The organism is Actinacidiphila sp. bgisy167 (assembly GCF_057707665.1).
This window is the reverse complement of record NZ_JBYIQP010000108.1, coordinates 1-17,444: the sequence shown is the minus strand read 5'-3', so window position 1 is coordinate 17,444 and position 17,444 is coordinate 1. Positions and strand designations below refer to the sequence as shown.

At 72.7% G+C, this 17,444-nt stretch carries 17 protein-coding genes; 7 read left to right on the top strand and 10 right to left on the bottom strand.

The features are described 5' to 3' along the window. Window positions 1-41 precede the first annotated feature (41 nt). Both AC3ET4_RS27970 and AC3ET4_RS27965 read right to left on the bottom strand, forming a co-directional pair. Window positions 42-1,199 carry a VanZ family protein gene (locus AC3ET4_RS27970; RefSeq protein WP_431954247.1) on the bottom strand — a complete coding sequence of 386 codons (1,158 nt, stop codon included), beginning with the start codon at window positions 1,197-1,199 and terminating at the stop codon, window positions 42-44. Between the two features lie 598 nt (window positions 1,200-1,797). Further along, window positions 1,798-1,998 (bottom strand): hypothetical protein, encoded by a 201-nt coding sequence (locus AC3ET4_RS27965; protein WP_431954245.1) that lies wholly within the window; start codon window positions 1,996-1,998, stop codon window positions 1,798-1,800. Between the two features lie 461 nt (window positions 1,999-2,459). On the opposite strand from AC3ET4_RS27965, the gene AC3ET4_RS27960 reads away from it, so the two are divergent. Then, the gene (locus AC3ET4_RS27960) at window positions 2,460-3,665 is read left to right on the top strand and encodes a cytochrome P450 (protein ID WP_431954243.1); all 1,206 of its coding nucleotides are present in this window, start codon (window positions 2,460-2,462) and stop codon (window positions 3,663-3,665) included. A 66-nt stretch (window positions 3,666-3,731) separates the two neighbouring features. On the opposite strand, the gene AC3ET4_RS27955 is transcribed toward AC3ET4_RS27960, so the two are convergent. The 3 genes from AC3ET4_RS27955 to AC3ET4_RS27945 all read right to left on the bottom strand — a co-directional run bounded on the left by AC3ET4_RS27955 (window position 3,732) and on the right by AC3ET4_RS27945 (window position 5,567). Then, window positions 3,732-4,283 carry a CGNR zinc finger domain-containing protein gene (locus AC3ET4_RS27955; protein ID WP_431954241.1) on the bottom strand — a complete coding sequence of 184 codons (552 nt, stop codon included), beginning with the start codon at window positions 4,281-4,283 and terminating at the stop codon, window positions 3,732-3,734. Window positions 4,284-4,423: 140 nt separating this feature from the next. Then, entirely contained in the window at window positions 4,424-5,098 is a 675-nt protein-coding gene (locus AC3ET4_RS27950) for a TIGR04222 domain-containing membrane protein (protein ID WP_431954239.1), read from the bottom strand. An 82-nt stretch (window positions 5,099-5,180) separates the two neighbouring features. Continuing rightward, window positions 5,181-5,567 carry a MerR family transcriptional regulator gene (locus AC3ET4_RS27945; RefSeq protein ID WP_431954251.1) on the bottom strand — a complete coding sequence of 129 codons (387 nt, stop codon included), beginning with the start codon at window positions 5,565-5,567 and terminating at the stop codon, window positions 5,181-5,183. Between the two features lie 359 nt (window positions 5,568-5,926). On the opposite strand from AC3ET4_RS27945, the gene AC3ET4_RS27940 reads away from it, so the two are divergent. Together AC3ET4_RS27940 and AC3ET4_RS27935 are read left to right on the top strand one after the other, a co-directional pair. Then, entirely contained in the window at window positions 5,927-7,462 is a 1,536-nt protein-coding gene (locus AC3ET4_RS27940; RefSeq protein WP_431954237.1) for a SulP family inorganic anion transporter, read from the top strand. Between the two features lie 257 nt (window positions 7,463-7,719). Next, window positions 7,720-8,370 (top strand): aggregation-promoting factor C-terminal-like domain-containing protein, encoded by a 651-nt coding sequence (locus tag AC3ET4_RS27935; protein ID WP_431954235.1) that lies wholly within the window; start codon window positions 7,720-7,722, stop codon window positions 8,368-8,370. Window positions 8,371-8,423: 53 nt separating this feature from the next. On the opposite strand, the gene AC3ET4_RS27930 is transcribed toward AC3ET4_RS27935, so the two are convergent. Continuing rightward, window positions 8,424-10,634 (bottom strand): HelD family protein, encoded by a 2,211-nt coding sequence (locus tag AC3ET4_RS27930; RefSeq protein WP_431954249.1) that lies wholly within the window; start codon window positions 10,632-10,634, stop codon window positions 8,424-8,426. Window positions 10,635-11,125: 491 nt separating this feature from the next. Beyond that, window positions 11,126-11,653, bottom strand: a complete 528-nt coding sequence (locus tag AC3ET4_RS27925) for a hypothetical protein (RefSeq protein WP_431954233.1) — start codon at window positions 11,651-11,653, stop codon at window positions 11,126-11,128. Window positions 11,654-11,892: 239 nt separating this feature from the next. Here AC3ET4_RS27925 and AC3ET4_RS27920 point away from each other — a divergent pair, with 239 nt between their 5' ends. From AC3ET4_RS27920 to AC3ET4_RS27910, 3 genes are all read left to right on the top strand, one after another. Further along, the gene (locus AC3ET4_RS27920; protein WP_431954231.1) at window positions 11,893-12,096 is read left to right on the top strand and encodes a hypothetical protein; all 204 of its coding nucleotides are present in this window, start codon (window positions 11,893-11,895) and stop codon (window positions 12,094-12,096) included. 90 nt (window positions 12,097-12,186) lie between these two features. Continuing rightward, a complete protein-coding gene (locus AC3ET4_RS27915) occupies window positions 12,187-12,870 on the top strand; it encodes a DUF4142 domain-containing protein (protein ID WP_431954229.1) in 684 nt (227 codons plus the stop codon). After that, entirely contained in the window at window positions 12,867-13,577 is a 711-nt protein-coding gene (locus AC3ET4_RS27910) for a class F sortase (RefSeq protein ID WP_431954227.1), read from the top strand. Before AC3ET4_RS27915 ends, AC3ET4_RS27910 begins: the two co-directional genes overlap by 4 nt. Here AC3ET4_RS27910 and AC3ET4_RS27905 read toward each other — a convergent pair. Next, window positions 13,510-13,932: a MarR family winged helix-turn-helix transcriptional regulator gene (locus AC3ET4_RS27905; RefSeq protein WP_431954225.1), complete on the bottom strand. Its 423-nt coding sequence runs from the start codon at window positions 13,930-13,932 to the stop codon at window positions 13,510-13,512. The two genes, AC3ET4_RS27910 and AC3ET4_RS27905, sit on opposite strands and share 68 nt — an antisense overlap. A gap of 159 nt (window positions 13,933-14,091) precedes the next feature. Here AC3ET4_RS27905 and eno point away from each other — a divergent pair, with 159 nt between their 5' ends. After that, complete coding sequence (gene eno, locus AC3ET4_RS27900) at window positions 14,092-15,399, top strand: phosphopyruvate hydratase (protein WP_431954223.1); 1,308 nt, start codon at window positions 14,092-14,094, stop codon at window positions 15,397-15,399. Between the two features lie 300 nt (window positions 15,400-15,699). On the opposite strand, the gene AC3ET4_RS27895 is transcribed toward eno, so the two are convergent. Next, complete coding sequence (locus AC3ET4_RS27895) at window positions 15,700-16,260, bottom strand: AMIN-like domain-containing (lipo)protein (protein ID WP_431954221.1); 561 nt, start codon at window positions 16,258-16,260, stop codon at window positions 15,700-15,702. A 631-nt stretch (window positions 16,261-16,891) separates the two neighbouring features. Next, window positions 16,892-17,444: histidine phosphatase family protein (locus tag AC3ET4_RS27890; RefSeq protein WP_431954219.1), on the bottom strand; the 553-nt coding region annotated here is incomplete at its 5' end.

The following is a 17,444-nucleotide window of genomic DNA, read 5'->3' as shown; positions in this document are numbered from 1 at the left end:
ACCTCACCCTGCTCCGAATCGACGCACGCGGACGAGCGTCGTCAGGCGCAGGTTTCCACGGCCTTCGGGCCCTCGTCGGCCGACCCGGCGAGAGCGACGCCGAGGAGGCGCCCTGCGGAGTTCACCCTCACCCTCAGCGACGTCACGGCCGGCAGACTGCCGTCACGGTAGGGGTATGTGACGCTCCAGGTCTCGCCCGGGCCGTCGGCGGGCTCCACCGCGGGCCGCTTCGTGTCGGCGGTGGGATAGTGCGCGGACACGTACCGGCCGGCCGTCCGCTTCGCGTCCGCCTCGTCGCGGACGGCCCCCGCGGCCCCGGGAATGGCCCTCCCGAGCGCCGACGGCGCGGCCTGCGGCGGTCCGAAGGACACATCGACGGTGAACCGGTCCGCGTCGGGCCAGTTCACATAGGCGACCCCGCGTGGTTCCAAGGTGGCCCAGACCTCCTCGTTCACGCCCTCCACGCCGCACGGCGTGTTGTCCGACACGTCGGTGATGGCGACGTCGTCACCCAGCGCCGTACGCACGGCCCGCTCGATCAGCGCCCGCTGCTGCGCGGACGCCGGTCTGCTGGGCTCGGCGTGGTCGACGACGCGCAGGTCGACCACGCCCGCCAGCGCGCAGGCCACGGCGAGGAATCCCGCCCCGGTCACCGCCAGGACCCCGCGGTGACGCGCCGGCCAGGGCGCCGGCCGCGCACCGGCGAGGCGGAGGGAGAGAAGCCCGAGGCCCGTGCCCGCGGCGGCGCCCACGACGTTGGTCACGAAGTCGCTGGTGTCGCAGTAGCGGCCGATGACGGGAAGGCAGGCCTGGACGGTCTCGATCCCGCTCGCCAGCAGGACGGACAGCAGCAGCGGCGGCAGCGGCCGCCGGGCCGCGCGGACGCCGAAATAGCCGATCGGCACGAACAGGGCGACGTTCATCAGGCCCTGGGTCGTCCCGAACGCCTCCAGTACGTCCTTGCTCACCGTGCACCTCACCCCGCCCGTGCCGGTCGGTCTCAGCCAGAGCGTCAGGAACAGGGCGGCCGTCGTCGTGGCCGCCCAGGCCGCGTAGGCCCAGGGCCGGTCGGAGCGTCCGCGCAGGACGGCGGAGACGACTCCCAGCACGGCCGCCGAGACAAGCGTGACGAAGAGGAGGTACACCATGTGCCCTCCGAAGACCAGAGCGAACATATCGTGCCCTTCGAACGCGAACATCACGCGACGCCTCGCACAGTGCGGCACGTCGGTGATCACCATGCCGCCCCCGCGTCATGGGCCCTGGCCCAACGCATGACCAAGCGGTAACAGCCGCCTCGCCGCTCCGCCGGTCACCACCGACCGGCCGTCACATCCCGATGGGAGCCGGGGCGGTGACCCGCCGGCAGGTCGTCGCACGCTGCCCCTCCCTTGCACGCGGCCCGCGCAGTGACCGCTGATCCTGGCGGGCGGGAGATCAGGGCGACCTGCCCGGAGTGGCCGACACACCGGAGAGCGCGGGGACCGCGCGCCTGACGGCCGCTCCTAGCACGGGTTCGCCGCCCGGGCCCCCGAGCGACCGCTCGGTACGGATCACGGTGCGGATCACGGTGGAGATCCCGGCGGCCGAGGCGCTGCGGTGGCCTGCCTGGGCCGGTGCGCCGCTGCCCGTCGGCTCGGCCGAGGCGCCACCCGGCGACCCGCCTCGCCGGGCGGCCGGACGAGTGGTGCGTGCCGGAACGCGCGATCGCCTCGGCGGAGCAGGCCTTGGTCGTGGGCGTCATGGCGCCCGCGCCCCGTCCCCCGCATGCCCCACGCCGCCGCACGAACTCGTACGTCACCAGGTCGTCGGCCCGGCCCCGCGCCACTCCACGAGGTCGCTGTCGTACAGGTCGCCCAGGCGGATCCGGAGCCCGGCGCGGCGGACGAGCGCGAGGACGTCGCGGGGGCCGTGGGCGAGACCGAGGATCCTGCCGTCGCACCGCACACGGCGGCCGCCGCTGCCCGACGGCGGGTAGACGATCACTCGACATGGCACCGGTTCAGCCTGGCCCCGCCGCGGCCGGGCCGCATCCTGGCGGAGTAGCCGGGCGAGCGCCCCGCCCGCGCGGGGCTTACCAATGGAGGGACACCACAGGTCCACGAGAGGGCGCGCTGGAGGAACGCCGTCCGGTGACGGTCCACGGTGCCGCGGCCGGGGAGCGCAGCGGTTCGCGGTCGCCATGGCCACGTCGTCCGAGTACGCCGAGCGCCTCATCGAGACCGCCGCCTGTCACCCGGTACGAGGGGCACATGACGCCCGCCGCCCCTCCCGCCCCGGCGGGGGCGGCGGACCGGCATGCGGCAGCCGAGCTCCCGATCCCCTCCGTCGTGCCGGAACCGGGCAGGCTCTCGAGCGGTCCCACCGCCGCGCTCACCGGGTGCCTGCCGGACCGGCGCCCGGTCCTGGCGAGCCCCGCCGGGTGACCCGCCCCGCCCATCCACGAGGAGCCACCGCGCATGACCGCCGAGACCCTGCTGGAACGGATCACCGACTACGCCAGCCGCCCCGACCCGTACCCCCTGTACGCGGAGCTCCGGGATGCCGGGCCCGTGGTGCGGCAGGCGGACGGGAGCTACCTGGTCGGCACGTACCACGAGATCGTGGGCGTGCTCCACGATCCGCGGTTCAGCGCGGACCCGCGCAACCGCACGATTCCGCCTCCCCCGCCCCTGCCGGAGACGCGGCACCTGCCGTTCCTGCGGCTGGACGACCCCGAGCACGACAGGCTGCGCACACTCGCCATGCGGCCCTTCGGCCCTCCCCACAGTCCCCACCGGGTCGACGCCATGAGGGGCGAGATCACCCGGATCACCGGGGAACTGGTGGAGGGGCTCCGGGGCCGCGACCACGTCGACATCGTCGACGACCTGGCCTATCCGCTGCCGGTCACGGTCATCTGCCGGCTGCTGGGTGTCCCGGGCGAGGACGAGCCCCGGTTCCGGGCCTGGACCGACCTGCTCATCGCCTCCGCCGACATCAGCCCCGGCGAGGACAGCGCCGAGCGCGTCGAGACGGGCCGCGCGGCCCAGCAGGAGATGGGGGCTTACCTGCTCGATCTGGCGGAGCGGCGACGCGGCCGGCCCACCGGCGACCTGCTCTCGGACTTCGTCAACGAACCGGACCCGCAGCTGCGGCTGACCGGCGAGGAACTGGCGGTGACCGCGGTGCTGCTCCTCGTCGCGGGCCACGAGACCACGGTCAACCTCATCGCCAACGGCGTCCTCACCCTGCTGCGCCACCCCGGCGAGCTGGAACGGCTGCGGCGCGAACCGGGACTGCTGCCGCAGACGGTGGAGGAACTGCTGCGCTACGAGCCGCCGGTGCACCTGCGTGAGCGCGTCCCCCTCGCCGACGTGGAGATCGCGGGCACGGTCGTCCCGGAAGGGACCTCCGTGATCCTGGCGCTCGCCTCGGGCAACCGGGACCCCGCGCGGTTCCAGGACCCCGATCGGTTCGACCCCGCCCGCAAGGACAACGCGCACCTCGGCTTCGGCAGCGGCGTCCACCTCTGCTATGGCGCGCCGCTCGCCCGCATCGAGGCGCAGACGGCACTCGGCGCGCTGCTTTCCGGCCTCGGCACGGCGGCCCTGGTGCAGGACCCGCCGCCCTACCGCCGCAACGCCATGCTGCGCGGGCCGCGTCACCTGCTCGTCGGCTTCTGAGGCGGACGCCCGTCCGGTGTGGCGCCCCCGGGACCTGGTACGGCCTCATGCCGCAGAGACGCGGCCTCAGGCGCCCGCGGTGCGGCGGCGGGCGCGGAAGGCGGCGGCCTTGACGCGGTTGCCGCAGGTCCGCATCGCGCACCATTCGCGCCGGCGGCCGCGGGAGCGGTCGAGGTAGACCTGGGTGCACCCGGGGCGGGCGCACTCGCGCAGCAGGACCGCCTCGTCGCCGCCGACGATCTCGACTGCCTCGCGGGCGAGGGCGGCGAGCCCCTGTGCCACCGAACCGGACCGGCTGCTCCTGCCGCCCTCGGCGAGCTGCGTCACGACGGTGGCCTGTGCCGCGTGGCCGTTCAGCCGTGCGACGGCGTCGGCGGGCAGCGGCGCGCCATCGAGCCGCGCCTGGACCAGGGCGTGGATCGCCTCCCGCAGTTCCCGGGCGGCCGTGAGGTCCGACGCGCCGGCGCCGGGCGCACGGTCGAGCATGCGGGACTCGACGAACCAGGAGTCGAGAAACCCGGGCGAGGTGAGCGTTTCCTCGGGCGCCGCGTCGCGTCGTCCGTGCAGCGTGCCCACGAAGTCGAGGGCGAGTGTCCCGCAGGGAAAGGCATGGTCCACATCACCAGTCTAAAGGGTGACCTACCATTCGTCACTTGTTGGACCGGTGACTTTCGTGCGACGGCCTGCCAGCACGCACCGACGCGGGACACGGCCCTTGCCGTGCGCCGCCCCGCCGGCCGGACGGCACGTCGGCGCCGTCAGTCCGAGCCCCCGCCGCCACCGCCGCCGAAGTCGAAGCTGCCGCCGAAGCCACCGAAGCCGTCACCGGCATGCTCTGCGTGGTCCGTGCCGTCGTGGGGGTGGTCGGCGCGACGGCGCCCGAAGTCCTGGCGGCCGAAGGGGAACAGGCCTTCGTCCGCCACCCCTCCACGGCCGGCCAGACCCGCCTCCCCGGTGAAGGCCGGGACGAGCACGGTCAACGCGGGGGCGCCGTAGAGGGCCACGGCGAGCAGGATCTCCCGCTCGGCGAGCCCGGCGCGGTCCCGCGGCATCGGCGTGGTCCGCCGCAGGTCCGCGAGGTACCGGCGGGCAGCCCGGGTGGGACTGACGCGCACCAGGCGCAGCAGCCCCGCACCGGCCAGTTCGGCCCTCATCCGGGACAAAGCCCTGCGCACGACCGCGCGGCCGAGCAGTTCCCTGATCCCCGCCGGGCGGTACAGCCCGACGCGTACCGCCTTCTCCAGCGGATGGCGGTGGGGCGGCACGTCCCCCTGCTCCGGGCGGGGCTCCCGGCGCAGGGTGCCCGGCCTGCCGGAGTCCACGGCGCCGCGCAGGTGCAGTGCCACCACGGCGACCGTCACCGCGGCTCTCGGGCCGCCGCGCAGCATCGCGATCTCGTGCGGTTCCAGCCGTACCGCCGCCCGGTCGTCCATGGCGCCTCCCCCCGACTTCCCTGGCGGGTAGGTGCCCATCGCCGGGGGTGGTCGAAGCCTGCCGGAGCCGTTTTCCCCGAACTCAGGGCCGGCCGGGGTCCAGGCGGGCGCGGAGGGTGCTGGCGAAGTCCTCGGCGCGGGACAACTGCACGCGCAGCTCCGCGATCTTGCGCACCGCCTCCTGCTCATAGGCGCGCACCCGGTCCAGCAGCGCCTCGCGCTCCTCACCGCCGGGCGGGTCCGCGGCGTCGAGGCGGTCGATCGCCTGGAGCAGGTCGCGCATCTGGTCCAGGGTGAAGCCGAGCGGCTTCATGCGGCGGATCACCATCAGCCGGGCGACGTCGGCCTCGGTGTAGAGGCGGAACCCACCGCGGGAGCGGGCCGACGGCACGACCAGGCCGGTCTCCTCGTAGTGCCGGATGGTGCGCAGGGACAGCTCGGTGCGCGCGGCGACCTCGCCGATCTGCATGTGCCTGCCGTCGTCCACGTCCGTCGCCCCGCCCCTTGTCCGTCCCGCCGGCGCCGCGCCCCTTGCGCCCCGCACCGATCCTTACCCTAACGTTAGGGTAGAGTTCCCCGGGGCGAGCCAGATGGGTCCGCACACTGCCGTGTCGGGCCCGAGGACGCCCCCGCCGGCGATTCCCACCGCAGTGCGAGCGCCGCCGCCGGCCGTCGGCCTGGACGGTCCGGTGACGCGGGCCCGGCGCACCGCGTGAAGTCGTACGCCCTCCCGGCCGCCCGCACGGGCGCCGACCCGGTCCCCCACCCCGTCACCGCACTCCCCCGCCGTCCACGGGGCGTGCCCGAGCACGACAGGTTCCGCTTCCCTTGCGCCCTTCCGCCGATTCCGCCGATTCCGCCGACACCTCCGCCGCGCCCTCCGCCGCCGCACGGCTGCGCGCCCTGCGTCCTGACTGGCTCTCCGATCCGAAGGTGTGGCGCACCGAGGTGCTGGCCGGGCTGGTGGTCGCCCTCGCGCTGATCCCCGAGGCCATCTCGTTCTCGATCATCGCCGGCGTCGACCCGGCGATCGGCCTGTTCGCCTGCTTCACCATGGCGGTGACCATCTCCGTCGTCGGGGGACGCCGCGCCATGATCTCGGCCGCGACCGGGGCCGTGGCCCTGGTCATCGGTCCGCTCAACCGCGAGCACGGGCTGGGCTACCTCTGTGCCGCCGTCATCCTCGCCGGCGTCTTCCAGATCGTGCTGGGCGCGCTCGGGGTCGCGAAGCTCATGCGCTTCGTGCCGCGCTCGGTGATGGTCGGCTTCGTCAACGCACTCGCCATCCTGATCTTCATGGCCCAGGTCCCGGAGATGCACGACGTGCCGTGGGCGGTCTACCCGCTCATCGCGGCGGGCCTCGCCCTCATGGTGTTCTTCCCGAAGGTCACCAAGGTCGTCCCGGCCCCGCTGGTCTCCATCGTGGTCCTCACCGTCGTCACGGTCGCCGCCGGGATCGCCGTGCCGACCGTGGGCGACAAGGGCGCCCTGCCGTCCTCGCTGCCGGTCCCCGGTCTGCCCGACGTGCCCTTCACCATGGACACCCTCACCACCATCGCCCCCTACGCGCTGGCGATGGCGCTGGTCGGCCTGATGGAGTCGCTGATGACGGCCAAGCTCGTGGACGACATCACCGACACCCGCTCCTCCAAGACCCGCGAGTCCGTCGGCCAGGGCATCGCCAACATCATCACGGGCTTCTTCGGCGGCATGGGCGGCTGCGCCATGATCGGCCAAACGATGATCAACGTGAAGGTCTCCGGCGCCCGCACCCGGCTGTCCACCTTCCTCGCCGGCGCGTTCCTGATGGTGCTGTGCATCGTCTTCGGCCCGGTCGTCTCCGACATCCCCATGGCGGCTCTGGTGGCGGTGATGGTGATGGTCTCCTTCGCGACCTTCGACTGGCACTCCGTGGCGCCGAGGACGCTGCGGCGGATGCCCGCCGGGGAGATCGCCGTCATGGCCGTCACGGTCGCGGTGGTGGTCGCCACCTCCAACCTGGCGATCGGCGTCGTCGTCGGCTCGCTGACCGCCATGGTCGTCTTCGCCCGGCGGGTGGCCCACCTCGCGGACGTCACCGCCGTCGTCGACCCCGACGGCACGACCGTCGTCTACTCCGTGACCGGTGAGCTCTTCTTCGCCTCCTCGAACGACCTGGTCGGCCGGTTCCACTACGCCACCGACCCGGACAGGGTCGTCATCGACCTGTCCGCCGCGCACATCTGGGACGCGTCCTCCGTGGCCGCGCTGGACGCCGTCGAGACGAAGTACGCCCAGCGCGGGAAGACGGTCGAGATCACCGGCCTCAACCAGCCCAGCGCCGTCCTCCACGGCAGGCTCACCGGCGAACTCGCGGGCCACTGACGGCCGCCGGCTGTCAGCGCCGGTACGGCGAGGCCACGGGGGCCGGTGCTGCGCGTGCGGGAAACGTGTCGGGGGAGTTGCCTTGGGCCCTTCCCTCGGGCAGGCTGTCGCTCCAGTCAGGCCTGCCCTCGGCACACCGGCACATAGGGGCTCGCGGGAACGGGAGTCGGCGGTGTTCACTGGCGGCGTCCCCACCCAGGGGCAGGGATCGGTCGGGTCCGGGAGATGACCGAACGGGCCACGCTGGAAGGAAGCATGTGAGCCGGATCTCGGTCCGGGGGATCGCGGTGGCCTCGGCCACGGCGGTCACCTCCGTGGGCGCCGTCGTCGGTGTCGCCTCGAGCAGTCAGGCGAGCGCGCAGCCCGCCGCCGACTCGACCACCGTGCTGGCGGACCTGCCCGAGGGCCAGCGCGTCCAGCAGGCCTCCCTGACCGAGCAGGTGCGCGCGCAGACCGACGCGGCCGACGCGGGCGCCCGGAAGGCCGCCGAGCAGGCCGCGCGGAAGCAGGCCGCCAGGGACGCCACCGCCCGCAAGGAAGCGCAGGCCAAGGCCGAGGCCGATCGCAAGGCCGAGGAAGCCGCCCGCGCCGCACTCATCGTGAAGGCCTCGTACTCCGTCGCGGAGATCCAGGCCATGGCGCAGGCCATCATCGGTGACGCATCGCAATACCAGTGCTTCGCCGGCATCGTCGCCCGTGAGAGCGGCTGGAACTTCACCGCGGCGAACCCCTCCTCCGGCGCCTACGGCCTCGTCCAGGCCCTGCCGGGTTCCAAGATGGCCTCCGTCGGAGCCGACTGGCGCACCAACCCCGGCACCCAGATCAAGTGGGGCCTGAAGTACATGAACGGCCGCTACGGCAGCCCCTGCGGGGCCTGGTCCTTCTGGCAGGCCAAGCACTACTACTAACCGTCTCACCCCGGCCCGCACGGGCCGGGGGCGGGCGGCGGGTGCGGGTGCGGTCAGCGCAACGACTCGGGCAGATCCTCGCGGTGGACGATGCCCAGGCGCTGGGTGGCGCGGGTCAGCGCCACGTACAGGTCGCTGCTCCCGAACGCCGCGGGCTCCACGACCAGGACGTGGTCGAACTCGAGCCCCTTGGCCTCACGCGGACCGAGCAGCACGACGGGCCGGGTGAGGTCGGGCTCGGCACCGGCCGTGACACCGTCCAGCAGGGCGGCGATCTCCTCGTGCAGGGCGCGCGGCGCGATCACCGCCAGACGCCCCTCCTCGGGGGTCAGCTCCGCGACGGCCCGCGCCACCTCCCCCGCCAGATCCGCGCCGGCGTGCCGCGCCCACGGCTTCTCGCCCGTGGAGCGCACCGAGCGGGGCGGCTCAAAGGCAGGGTCCTCGGCCCGCACGACCCGTGCGGCCAGGTCCATGATCTCCGCCGGGGTCCGGTAGTTGACGCCCAGCCGCACATGCTCGAAGCGGTCCCCCACATACGGCTCGAGGATCCTCTCCCAGGATCCGACGCCCGCCTCCTCGGAGGTCTGCGCCGGATCGCCGACCAGGGTCAGCGAGCGGGTCGGGGAGCGGCGCATCAGCAGGCGCCAGGCCATCGGCGACAGCTCCTGCGCCTCGTCGACGATGATGTGCCCGAACGCCCAGGTCCGGTCGGCGGCGGCCCGCTCGGCAGCGCTGCGGTGGTCGGCCTCCTCCTGCCGGTCGGCCATCCGCTCGGCGTCGATGATGTCGTGGGCGGCCAGGACCTCGGACTCGGCGTCCTCGAACTCGAAGGACTCCGAACCGCGGGACACCTCCAGGACGCCCTGCGCGTAGGCGATCTGCTCCTGGCGCTCGGCCTCGGCGGCGGCCCGGGCGGCGCTGTCGTCGTATCCGAGCAGTTCGGCCGCCTCGTCGAGCAGCGGCACGTCCGCCGGGGTCCACTCGCCGCTGCCGGGAGCCCGGCGGATCGCCTCGGCGTCCGCGTCGGGCAGGTACACAGGGTCGGCCAGGTAGTCGGCGAGGAACTGCTGCGGGCTGAGCAGCGGCCACAGCTCCGCGACGGCCGCCCGCACGTCCTCGCTGGCGGCCACGCCCTTGCCGAGCTGCGCGAGGTCGTCCGGGCCGAGGAAGTTGGGGCCGCCGTACGGGTCCGCGCCGATGCGGTCCGCGAGTTGCCGGGTGAGAGCGTCGATGACGTGGAACGCGAAGTACGGCCGGGCGAGGTTGTGCGGCAGGCGCGTCTCGCGGGCGGCCTCGCGCGCCTGGTAGGCGATCTCCCAGTCCAGGACGAGGTCTCCGTCGTCGTGCGGGATGACGATCGGCGCGCCGGGCTCGGGCAGCGCCTGGCGGCCTTGGACGGCGAGGGCGAGCGTCTCGGCCATCTCCGCGGCCCCCTTGACGGCCGCCGCGCGGGGGGTGTCGGTGCCGCGGGCGTGGACGCCGGGGAAGAGTTCGGCCTGCGTGGCGAGCAGGACGCCGGTCTCGCCGAGGGCGGGCAGCACCTCGCCGATGTAGCGCAGGAAGGCCGGGTTGGGACCGACGATCAGGACCGCGCGCTTGGCCAGCACCTCGCGGTGCTCGTACAGCAGGAAGGCCGCCCGGTGCAGCGCGACCGCGGTCTTCCCCGTGCCGGGGCCGCCCTCGACGACGAGGACGCCGCGGTGCGGGGCACGGATGATGCGGTCCTGGTCGGCCTGGATGGTCCGCACGATGTCGGCCATGCGGCCGGTGCGGGCCGAGTTGAGGGCGGCCAGCAGCACGGCGTCGCCGGTGCGGTCCTCGAAGCCGCTGCGGTCGTCGTCCTCGATGTCGAGGATCTCGTCGTGCAGTTCGGTGACCCGGCGGCCCTCGGTGGTGATGTGCCGGCGGCGGCGCAGCCCCATGGGGGTGTGTCCGGTGGCGAGGTAGAACGGCCGGGCGACGGGTGCGCGCCAGTCGATCAGAACAGGGGTGTGGTCGGTGTCGTCGGCGCGGATGCCGATGCGGCCGATATGGTGCGCGGCACCATCCTGGAGGTCGATCCGGCCGAAGCACAGTGAGCCGTCCACGGCGTTGAGGGCCGCCAGCAGGCCGGACCGCTCGGCGACGAGGACGTCGCGTTCCAGGCGAGCCTGCATGCCGGTGCCCACCGGGGCCAGCGCGTCGTCCACGCGCTGGGCGACGACTCCGCGCAGGGTGTCGACCCGCTCGTAAAGCCGGTCGATGTACTCCTGCTCATTCTGCAGCTCGACGCTTTCGCGAGTTGACACATTCGCTCCCTGTCGGATATGCTTTTCCTCATAGCCCCCATCGAGGGGCTATTTCTGTGCGCACACAGAAACACTCACTGTACGTGAGGAAATCCCCGCACCGCAATGGCGTACGGGAATTCCTGCGTACCGAGCCCGGGCGCGTCACGGGTGGGCCGCTGGGCCTCGGGCTGCAACGCCGGGTGGGGTGACGCCGGTGCACACGGCGTCCTCCCGTGGACCGGGCGTCACGGAACGCGGGTGAGGCGGCCGCCGTTCATCAGTTCAGCCGCGGCCCTCCTTGACTCTCGCGCGTCGGCCTGTCTGCCGGCGGCGACGATGGACGCGGATGGCCAGGCAGGCGTAGGGGAAGGCGATCCCGCCGAGCTCGTCCGCGATGCCGCAGGTTCGCCCAAGCCCGGCCGGGCCCTCCTCCACCAAGTGATGTGACGCGGTTTTGCGGGGCGCCCTCGTCGCCCCGCCGCGATTTACAGCTGAACGGCAGGATCGATCGCTCTTGCCACGTGGCCCTCTGCGGTCCCTCCCGTGCATGACCAGACCGCGGTCTCATGGACGTAATCCACATGCAGACCGCGGTCGTGCTCGCCGCAGACGGGCCAGGGCACGCGATGGTGGCTCATGACGAATTCCTGCACTCCTTCCGCCACAGCACCCAGAACCTCTGCCGAATCGGGTGTGGAGACCTCCGCCGACTTGATGTGGACGACGCCGACCGGTCCCAGGTCCGGGTCGCGCACATAGTCGATGTAGCAGAAGTCGTCGCCGGTGGCCGCTTTCCCGGTGTCCTGCTCCGCCGACCTGGCGACCGTCTCGAAGGCCGATCTCGCCATGGAGAAGGTCCGCGCGGTCCACGATTCACAGAACTCCGATTCCGGAACTTCCCCACGCTCGCTGCACAGCTCGGCCATCCACGTCAGTACCTCCTCGGGAAGCTGCTCCCCGTGCCGCCAGACCGCTCGCAGCATCCGGTCCTGCCAGTCCGAGACATTCGACATCCTCGCTGCCTTCCGATGGCAATGAAAGCCGGAGGAGAAGTGGTTGCCCACTTCTCCCCCGGCGGTGATCAACCCGTATGGTCTCAGGTGAGGTCTGGCCCAGGGCCCTGCACTTCCCCCGGTCCGACTCCGGTCTTCCCCTCCTGTTCGGGACACCCCGGGAGCCGTGGAAGACGTAGGTGCCCGGCTCCAGGTGGCCGCAGCTCCGATTCCTCTCGGCGTAGTACAGCGGAAGGACGATGGTGTACACGAACCTCAGAGCGCCGCACTTCTTCCCGATGCTCTTCAGCTTCACGTACCAGGTCAGGTTGCACGTGGACTTCCCGGTGCGGTTCCCGGCACTCGAGGAACTCGATCAAGCCCTGTCCCACCGCGCGCAGACCACGAGGCCGACCAGGGCCAAGACGGTGAAAACGCGGCCGCCCCCGTGCGACCTCGGGTGACGTATGCGCTCAATGGTGGAGCGAGGGCCAAACAGCCTTCCCTTTCCATTTCCCCCTCAGTCCCTCCGACTGGGGCGAAGGGAGTACGCAGTGATACGTCTACGCACGGTCCTGACAGCCGCTGCCGCGCTGGCGACGAGCACGATGGCGGTACCGCAGGCCTCGGCCGCGTCGGTCAGTGACGAGGACACTGCTTTTGTGCGGACCGTCCACCAGGGCAACCTCACGGAGATCGCGGCCGGGCAGGACGCGCAGGCGCATGCGACGACGGCTTGCGTGAAGGAGGTCGGTGACGTGCTCGTCCGCGACCACACCACACTGGACGCGGACGCGAAGGCACTGGCGGGGAAGCTGGGCATCGCCCTGCCCACCGGCCCCAGCGCCACGCAGAACCAGGAGCTCGCCTCCCTCCGCGAGAAGGCCGGCTCGTCGGCGTACGACGCCGCGTGGCTGAAGATCGCGGAGGCCGGCCACGCCCAGACGCTCTCGCTGATCGACCGGGAAGTGAAGACCGGTACCAACGCCGAGGTCGTGGCCGCGGCTCGAGCAGCCCGGCCGGTCGTGGCGATGCACCTGGAGATGGTCAGGGGCGGTACCTGCCACGCGGGCATGGCCGCCGGTACCGTTCACGCCGGCGACGGCGGACAGCTCGCCGCCGCCGGACGCTCCGACGGCACCGCCGCGCTCGTGACCCTGGCCGGTGGCGCACTCCTGGCGGGTCTCGGCACCGGCTGGCTCCTGCGGATCCGGCGACGGACCGCCCCCGGCCGTTGATCCGAGTCTCCGCTCCCGGCGCCGCGACCGCCCTGGCCGTTCTCGGCACGGGAGCGGGCGTGGCCGCCATGGTGACGGGATGGACCCTGCTGCCGGGGCCCGCTCCCGTCGGGGACGTCGGCAGCCTGCGGCAAGCGCCTAGGGCTGCCACGTCCGACGGTCTGACACCGTCCCCTCCTGTCGAGATCCGCGGTCCCGGAGGCCTGCACGCCCCCTTGGTGCCCGTGGCGGCAGCACCCGACGGCGCCCTGAAACTGCCGGCCAGTGGGCGGGTGGGCGGCTGGTGGGCGCTGGGCGCGGCCACGGGTGCCGCCGAAGGCACGACACTGATCGCCGGCCATGTCGACACACGGCGGGAGGGAGTCGGCGTCTTCGCCGCGCTGCTCCCGCTCGAACCCGGCGCCCGCATCGACGTGACCGCCGCCAGCGGCCACGTCCATCACTACGTGGTCATCGCCCGCCGCACCTACGCCCAGCAGAGCCTGCCGGCCGCACTCTTCAGTCGCAAGGGCCCGCACCGCCTGGCCCTGGTCACCTGCACCGGGGCCTACGACCGGGCCAAGGGCGGGTACGACAGCGTCCTCGTCGTGTACGCCGCACCGGACTCGGGGCACACGCGTCCGGGCACCGGGGCTGCCACTAGCGGCTGGCCAGCCGCTCCAGCAACGCGGCGCTCCGTGCCAGCAACACCCGCTCGTCGTCCGTGAGTTCCGCCTCGATGGCCTGGGCGAGCCAACCGGCCCTGCGGCCGCGCTCCGCTTCGAGCGCGGACCGGCCCGCGTCCGACAACTCGACCAGCGACTTGCGTCCGTCCGTGGGGTGCGCCCGGCGCGTGATCAGGTCCTGCTCCATGAGCAGCGCCACCGCCCGCGCCATCGACTGGGGGCGCACCCGCTGATCGGCGGCGAGGTCGCTGGTGGTCATGGCGCCGTTGCGGTCGAGTGCGCCCAGCACGGCGACCTGGCCCTGCGGGATGCGGTCCTCGTGCTTGACGCGTCGGCTGAGTTTCCCCATCGCGGTGCGCAGTTCGGCGGCGATGGCGGCGGCTTCCGAAGTGGGCATAGGGCACTTTACCCCGGTGTCCGGGGACGCCGGACCCCTCGATATGCAGCAAGACTGAACAGCTGAACTGAACAGCTTTGCTGTAGAGTTTGGGAGCCGGGCTCAGCGCCGACGTCGTCGCAGCCGGGGCCACGGCACGCCGCAACGGAAGGAACGACCATGACCGCGAGGGCAGTCGGAACCATCGACACCGCCATCGAAACCGTCACCGCCCGCCGGATCATCGACAGCCGGGGCAATCCCACGGTCGAGGTCGACGTCCTCCTGGCCGACGGGTCCTTGGGGCGCGCCGCCGTCCCCTCCGGCGCCTCGACCGGCTCCCGCGAGGCCGTCGAACTGCGCGACGAGGACCCCGCGCGGTGGCACGGCAAGGGCGTGGACCGCGCGGTGGCGCACGTGAACGGCGAGATCGCGGCGTCCGTGCGCGGCCGGGACGCGGCGGACCAGGCGGCAATCGACGGCCTGCTCGTCGCACTCGACGGCACCGCCACGAAGTCCCGACTCGGCGCCAACGCGGTCCTCGGCGTCTCCCTCGCCGCCGCCAAGGCCGCCGCCGCCGCCCACCGCCGACCCCTCTACCGCCACCTCGGCGGCGCCGACGCCCACCTCCTGCCGCTGCCGATGATGAACATCGTCAACGGCGGCGCCCATGCCGACAATCCGCTGGACTTCCAGGAGTTCATGATCGTGCCCGTGGGCGCGGCCACCTTCGCCGAGGCCGTCCGCATGGGTAGCGAGGTCTTCCACACCCTGCGTCGCGATCTGCTGGCCGCAGGGCACTCCACGGGCGTCGGGGACGAGGGCGGTTTCGCGCCCGCGCTGCGTACCGCCGAGGAGGCGCTCGACTTCGTGATGGCCGCCGTCGAGCGCACCGGATACCGCCCCGGCACGGACATCGGCCTGGTCATGGACCCGGCGTCGTCGGAGTTCTTCCGCGACGGGGTGTACGACTACGCGGGCGAGGGGGTGCGCCGCACCCCCTCCGAGCACATCGACTACCTGGGCAAACTCATCGACGCCTACCCGGTCGTGTCCATCGAGGACCCGATGGCGGAGAACGACCTGGACGGCTGGCGCGAGCTGACCGCCCGTGTCGGCGATCGCTGCCAGCTCACCGGCGACGACGTCTTCTGCACCGACGAAACGCTGCTGCGCGAGGGAATCCGCACCGGTGTCGGCAACTCGGTGCTGGTCAAGGTCAATCAGGTCGGGACCCTGACCGAGGCGCTGGCCACGGTGGCCGCGGCCCACGAGGCCGGCTGGACGGCTGTCATGTCGCACCGCTCGGGCGAGACGGAGGACACCACCATCGCGGACCTGGCGGTGGCGACCGGCTGCGGTCAGATCAAGACCGGCTCGCTCTCCCGCTCCGACCGCACGGCGAAGTACAACCAGCTGATCCGGATCGAGGAGGAGCTGGGGGACGCGGCGCGCTACGCGGGCCGCTCCGCGCTGCGCCGGGCGTGACCGCACCGTCGGCGGCCCCTCGGCCGCCCCGTCGGCCGCCCCGTCGCAGCGCCGCAGGGCCTTCCGAGGCGGGCGGGACACGGCGGCTGCCGTGTCCCATCACGTGCCCATCACGCGCCTGGCGATCGTGCTTCCACGGGTCCGCGGCCGGCCACGACCGGGCCCGGACAGTGCAGGCCGTGGGGCGCCGCGGCTGCCTGAGGCAGGGCTCGGACAGTGCAGGCCGCGGGGCGCCGCGGCTGCCTGAGGCCGGGCCCGGTGGCAAGCGCCACCGGGCCCGGCCGGGTCGGCTTCAGCGCCTCACCAGGTGTGCGCCACGTCGACCACCAGGCGGTCGGGCAGCTGGAACACCCGGAACGGCAACCGCGCCCGGACCCCCAGGCCCAGTTGCGTGTCCCCCTCGAAGCTCGAGGCGAACCTCGCGTCCCGGAAGGTCGGGTAGCCGGTCAGGTCGACGTGCGGGAGCGGCTGCCCCGCCCGGCCCGGGTACGTCACGGCGCCGGTCTCCGGGTCGTACGAGGGCGCGGCCACCCGGATCTCGATGATCGCTCCGCCGGAGACGGGTATGACCTCGCCGGAACCGTCCTGGTGGAGCGTGTCGACGTAACTCACGGTGTAACCGATCGCGGCCGTGCCGGCCTTGGGCACGACGAGCACGATGCGGTCGTAGCATTCGTGGGTACCCGTCCTGATGCCCGACAGCGACCCGAGGTCCGCGTCCGCCGCCGACTTGGGAAGGCTCCCCCAGCCCGTCGGGCACACCGCCGCCGGCGCCGCCGCGACCGCGGGCGCCGCGGCGGCCACCCCCGTGCCCGCCATCACCAGGACGGCCAGCACCGCCCCGTATCGTTTCGCACGCATGAATCCCATCCCCCTTGCATCGCGGTTCTTGCTTCCCCTGATCTGTACGACATGTCGGGCAAGGCTTTGGTTGTACGGGAGGTACCGGAACATGACCTGATGTGCACGGCCCGGCCTTCCGTTTCGTACGAGCGGCCGCCCGCGCGCGGCCCTCGCGTCAGCCGCCGGTACGCGGAGATGAGCGCCCGTGCCCGTGGCGTCCGTCGGCGCCCTCGTCGGACTGCTCGCCGGCCTCTGCCCGTCCCTGCGCGCCGCCCGCATGGAACCGGTCGACACACTGCGCACCCCATCTTGATCCGACCCCGCCGCCGCACCGGACCGCGGGGTGCGGCCGGGTGGACGTCGCCGTTTCATCGTCGTCCCGAGAGTCCGGGGACGGCATGACGATGCGCGGCGACGACCGCCGGTGGGCGTGGAGTCGGCACGGGCCGCTGAACCTCGCCGCGATGAGCTGGAGCGGTGTGCTCCTCCTCGTGGCTGCGTTCACTTCCATCGGCAGCCACTGTCTGCGGGTTCGGGAGGCGTCCCGGCGAGGAGAGGCATCGAGAATGTTCACGAGACATGACGTCAGCGCATGGGACGGCCCGCCGCCCATGAGGGGCTGCGGGCCGTCGAGGCGGTCCGGTAGAGGTCAGCCCGCTGTGGTGGAGGCGAGATGATGAGTGTCACCGAGGCTGACGACTTGGCGGTTGTGGAAGAAGTCGTCCTCGTGCAGCGTGGTGATGCTGCCGAAGGGCGCCCGGAAGCTGGCATAGCCGACAGCCTCGATCGGCATCCTGGTCCAGGACGCCACGACGAACGTCAAGGAGCCACCGTGCGTCACGACGATCTGGTGTTCGCATGGGCGCTGCAGGATCTCGTCCATGGCCGCATAGATGCGCTGCGCCCACGCCCCCTTGGTCTCAGCACCCTCCACGCCCTCGTCGTGTTCCAGTCGCTCTCCGACAGCCGGCGGCGGGATGAACCGCCGGTCCAGCCACTCCTGCGGCCTTCCCCCCGCCTCTCCGTAAGACTTCTCTCGCAGTCTGCGATCCAGGATCGGTTCCACGTCGAACAGCTCGGCGATCTCCTCGGCCGTCCGCCGGGTGCGCTGCAGATCTGAGGAGAACAGCTCCACCTCGGCAGTGCCCGGCACCTGGGCTCGCAGTGCCTGCGATGGAGGTCGCCGCCCGGACGCCGGCGGG

Excerpts from the sequence above, each read along its gene's own strand:
- AC3ET4_RS27905 (WP_431954225.1), bottom strand. The coding sequence starts at position 13,932 with ATGCCCACTTCGGAAGCCGCCGCCATCGCCGCCGAACTGCGCACCGCG.
- AC3ET4_RS27960 (WP_431954243.1), top strand. The coding sequence starts at position 2,460 with ATGACCGCCGAGACCCTGCTGGAACGGATCACCGACTACGCCAGCCGC.
- AC3ET4_RS27925 (WP_431954233.1), bottom strand. The coding sequence starts at position 11,653 with ATGTCGAATGTCTCGGACTGGCAGGACCGGATGCTGCGAGCGGTCTGG.
- AC3ET4_RS27970 (WP_431954247.1), bottom strand. The coding sequence starts at position 1,199 with ATGTTCGCGTTCGAAGGGCACGATATGTTCGCTCTGGTCTTCGGAGGG.
- AC3ET4_RS27920 (WP_431954231.1), top strand. The coding sequence starts at position 11,893 with ATGGTGTACACGAACCTCAGAGCGCCGCACTTCTTCCCGATGCTCTTC.
- eno (WP_431954223.1), top strand. The coding sequence starts at position 14,092 with ATGACCGCGAGGGCAGTCGGAACCATCGACACCGCCATCGAAACCGTC.
- AC3ET4_RS27945 (WP_431954251.1), bottom strand. The coding sequence starts at position 5,567 with ATGCAGATCGGCGAGGTCGCCGCGCGCACCGAGCTGTCCCTGCGCACC.
- AC3ET4_RS27950 (WP_431954239.1), bottom strand. The coding sequence starts at position 5,098 with ATGGACGACCGGGCGGCGGTACGGCTGGAACCGCACGAGATCGCGATG.
- AC3ET4_RS27895 (WP_431954221.1), bottom strand. The coding sequence starts at position 16,260 with ATGCGTGCGAAACGATACGGGGCGGTGCTGGCCGTCCTGGTGATGGCG.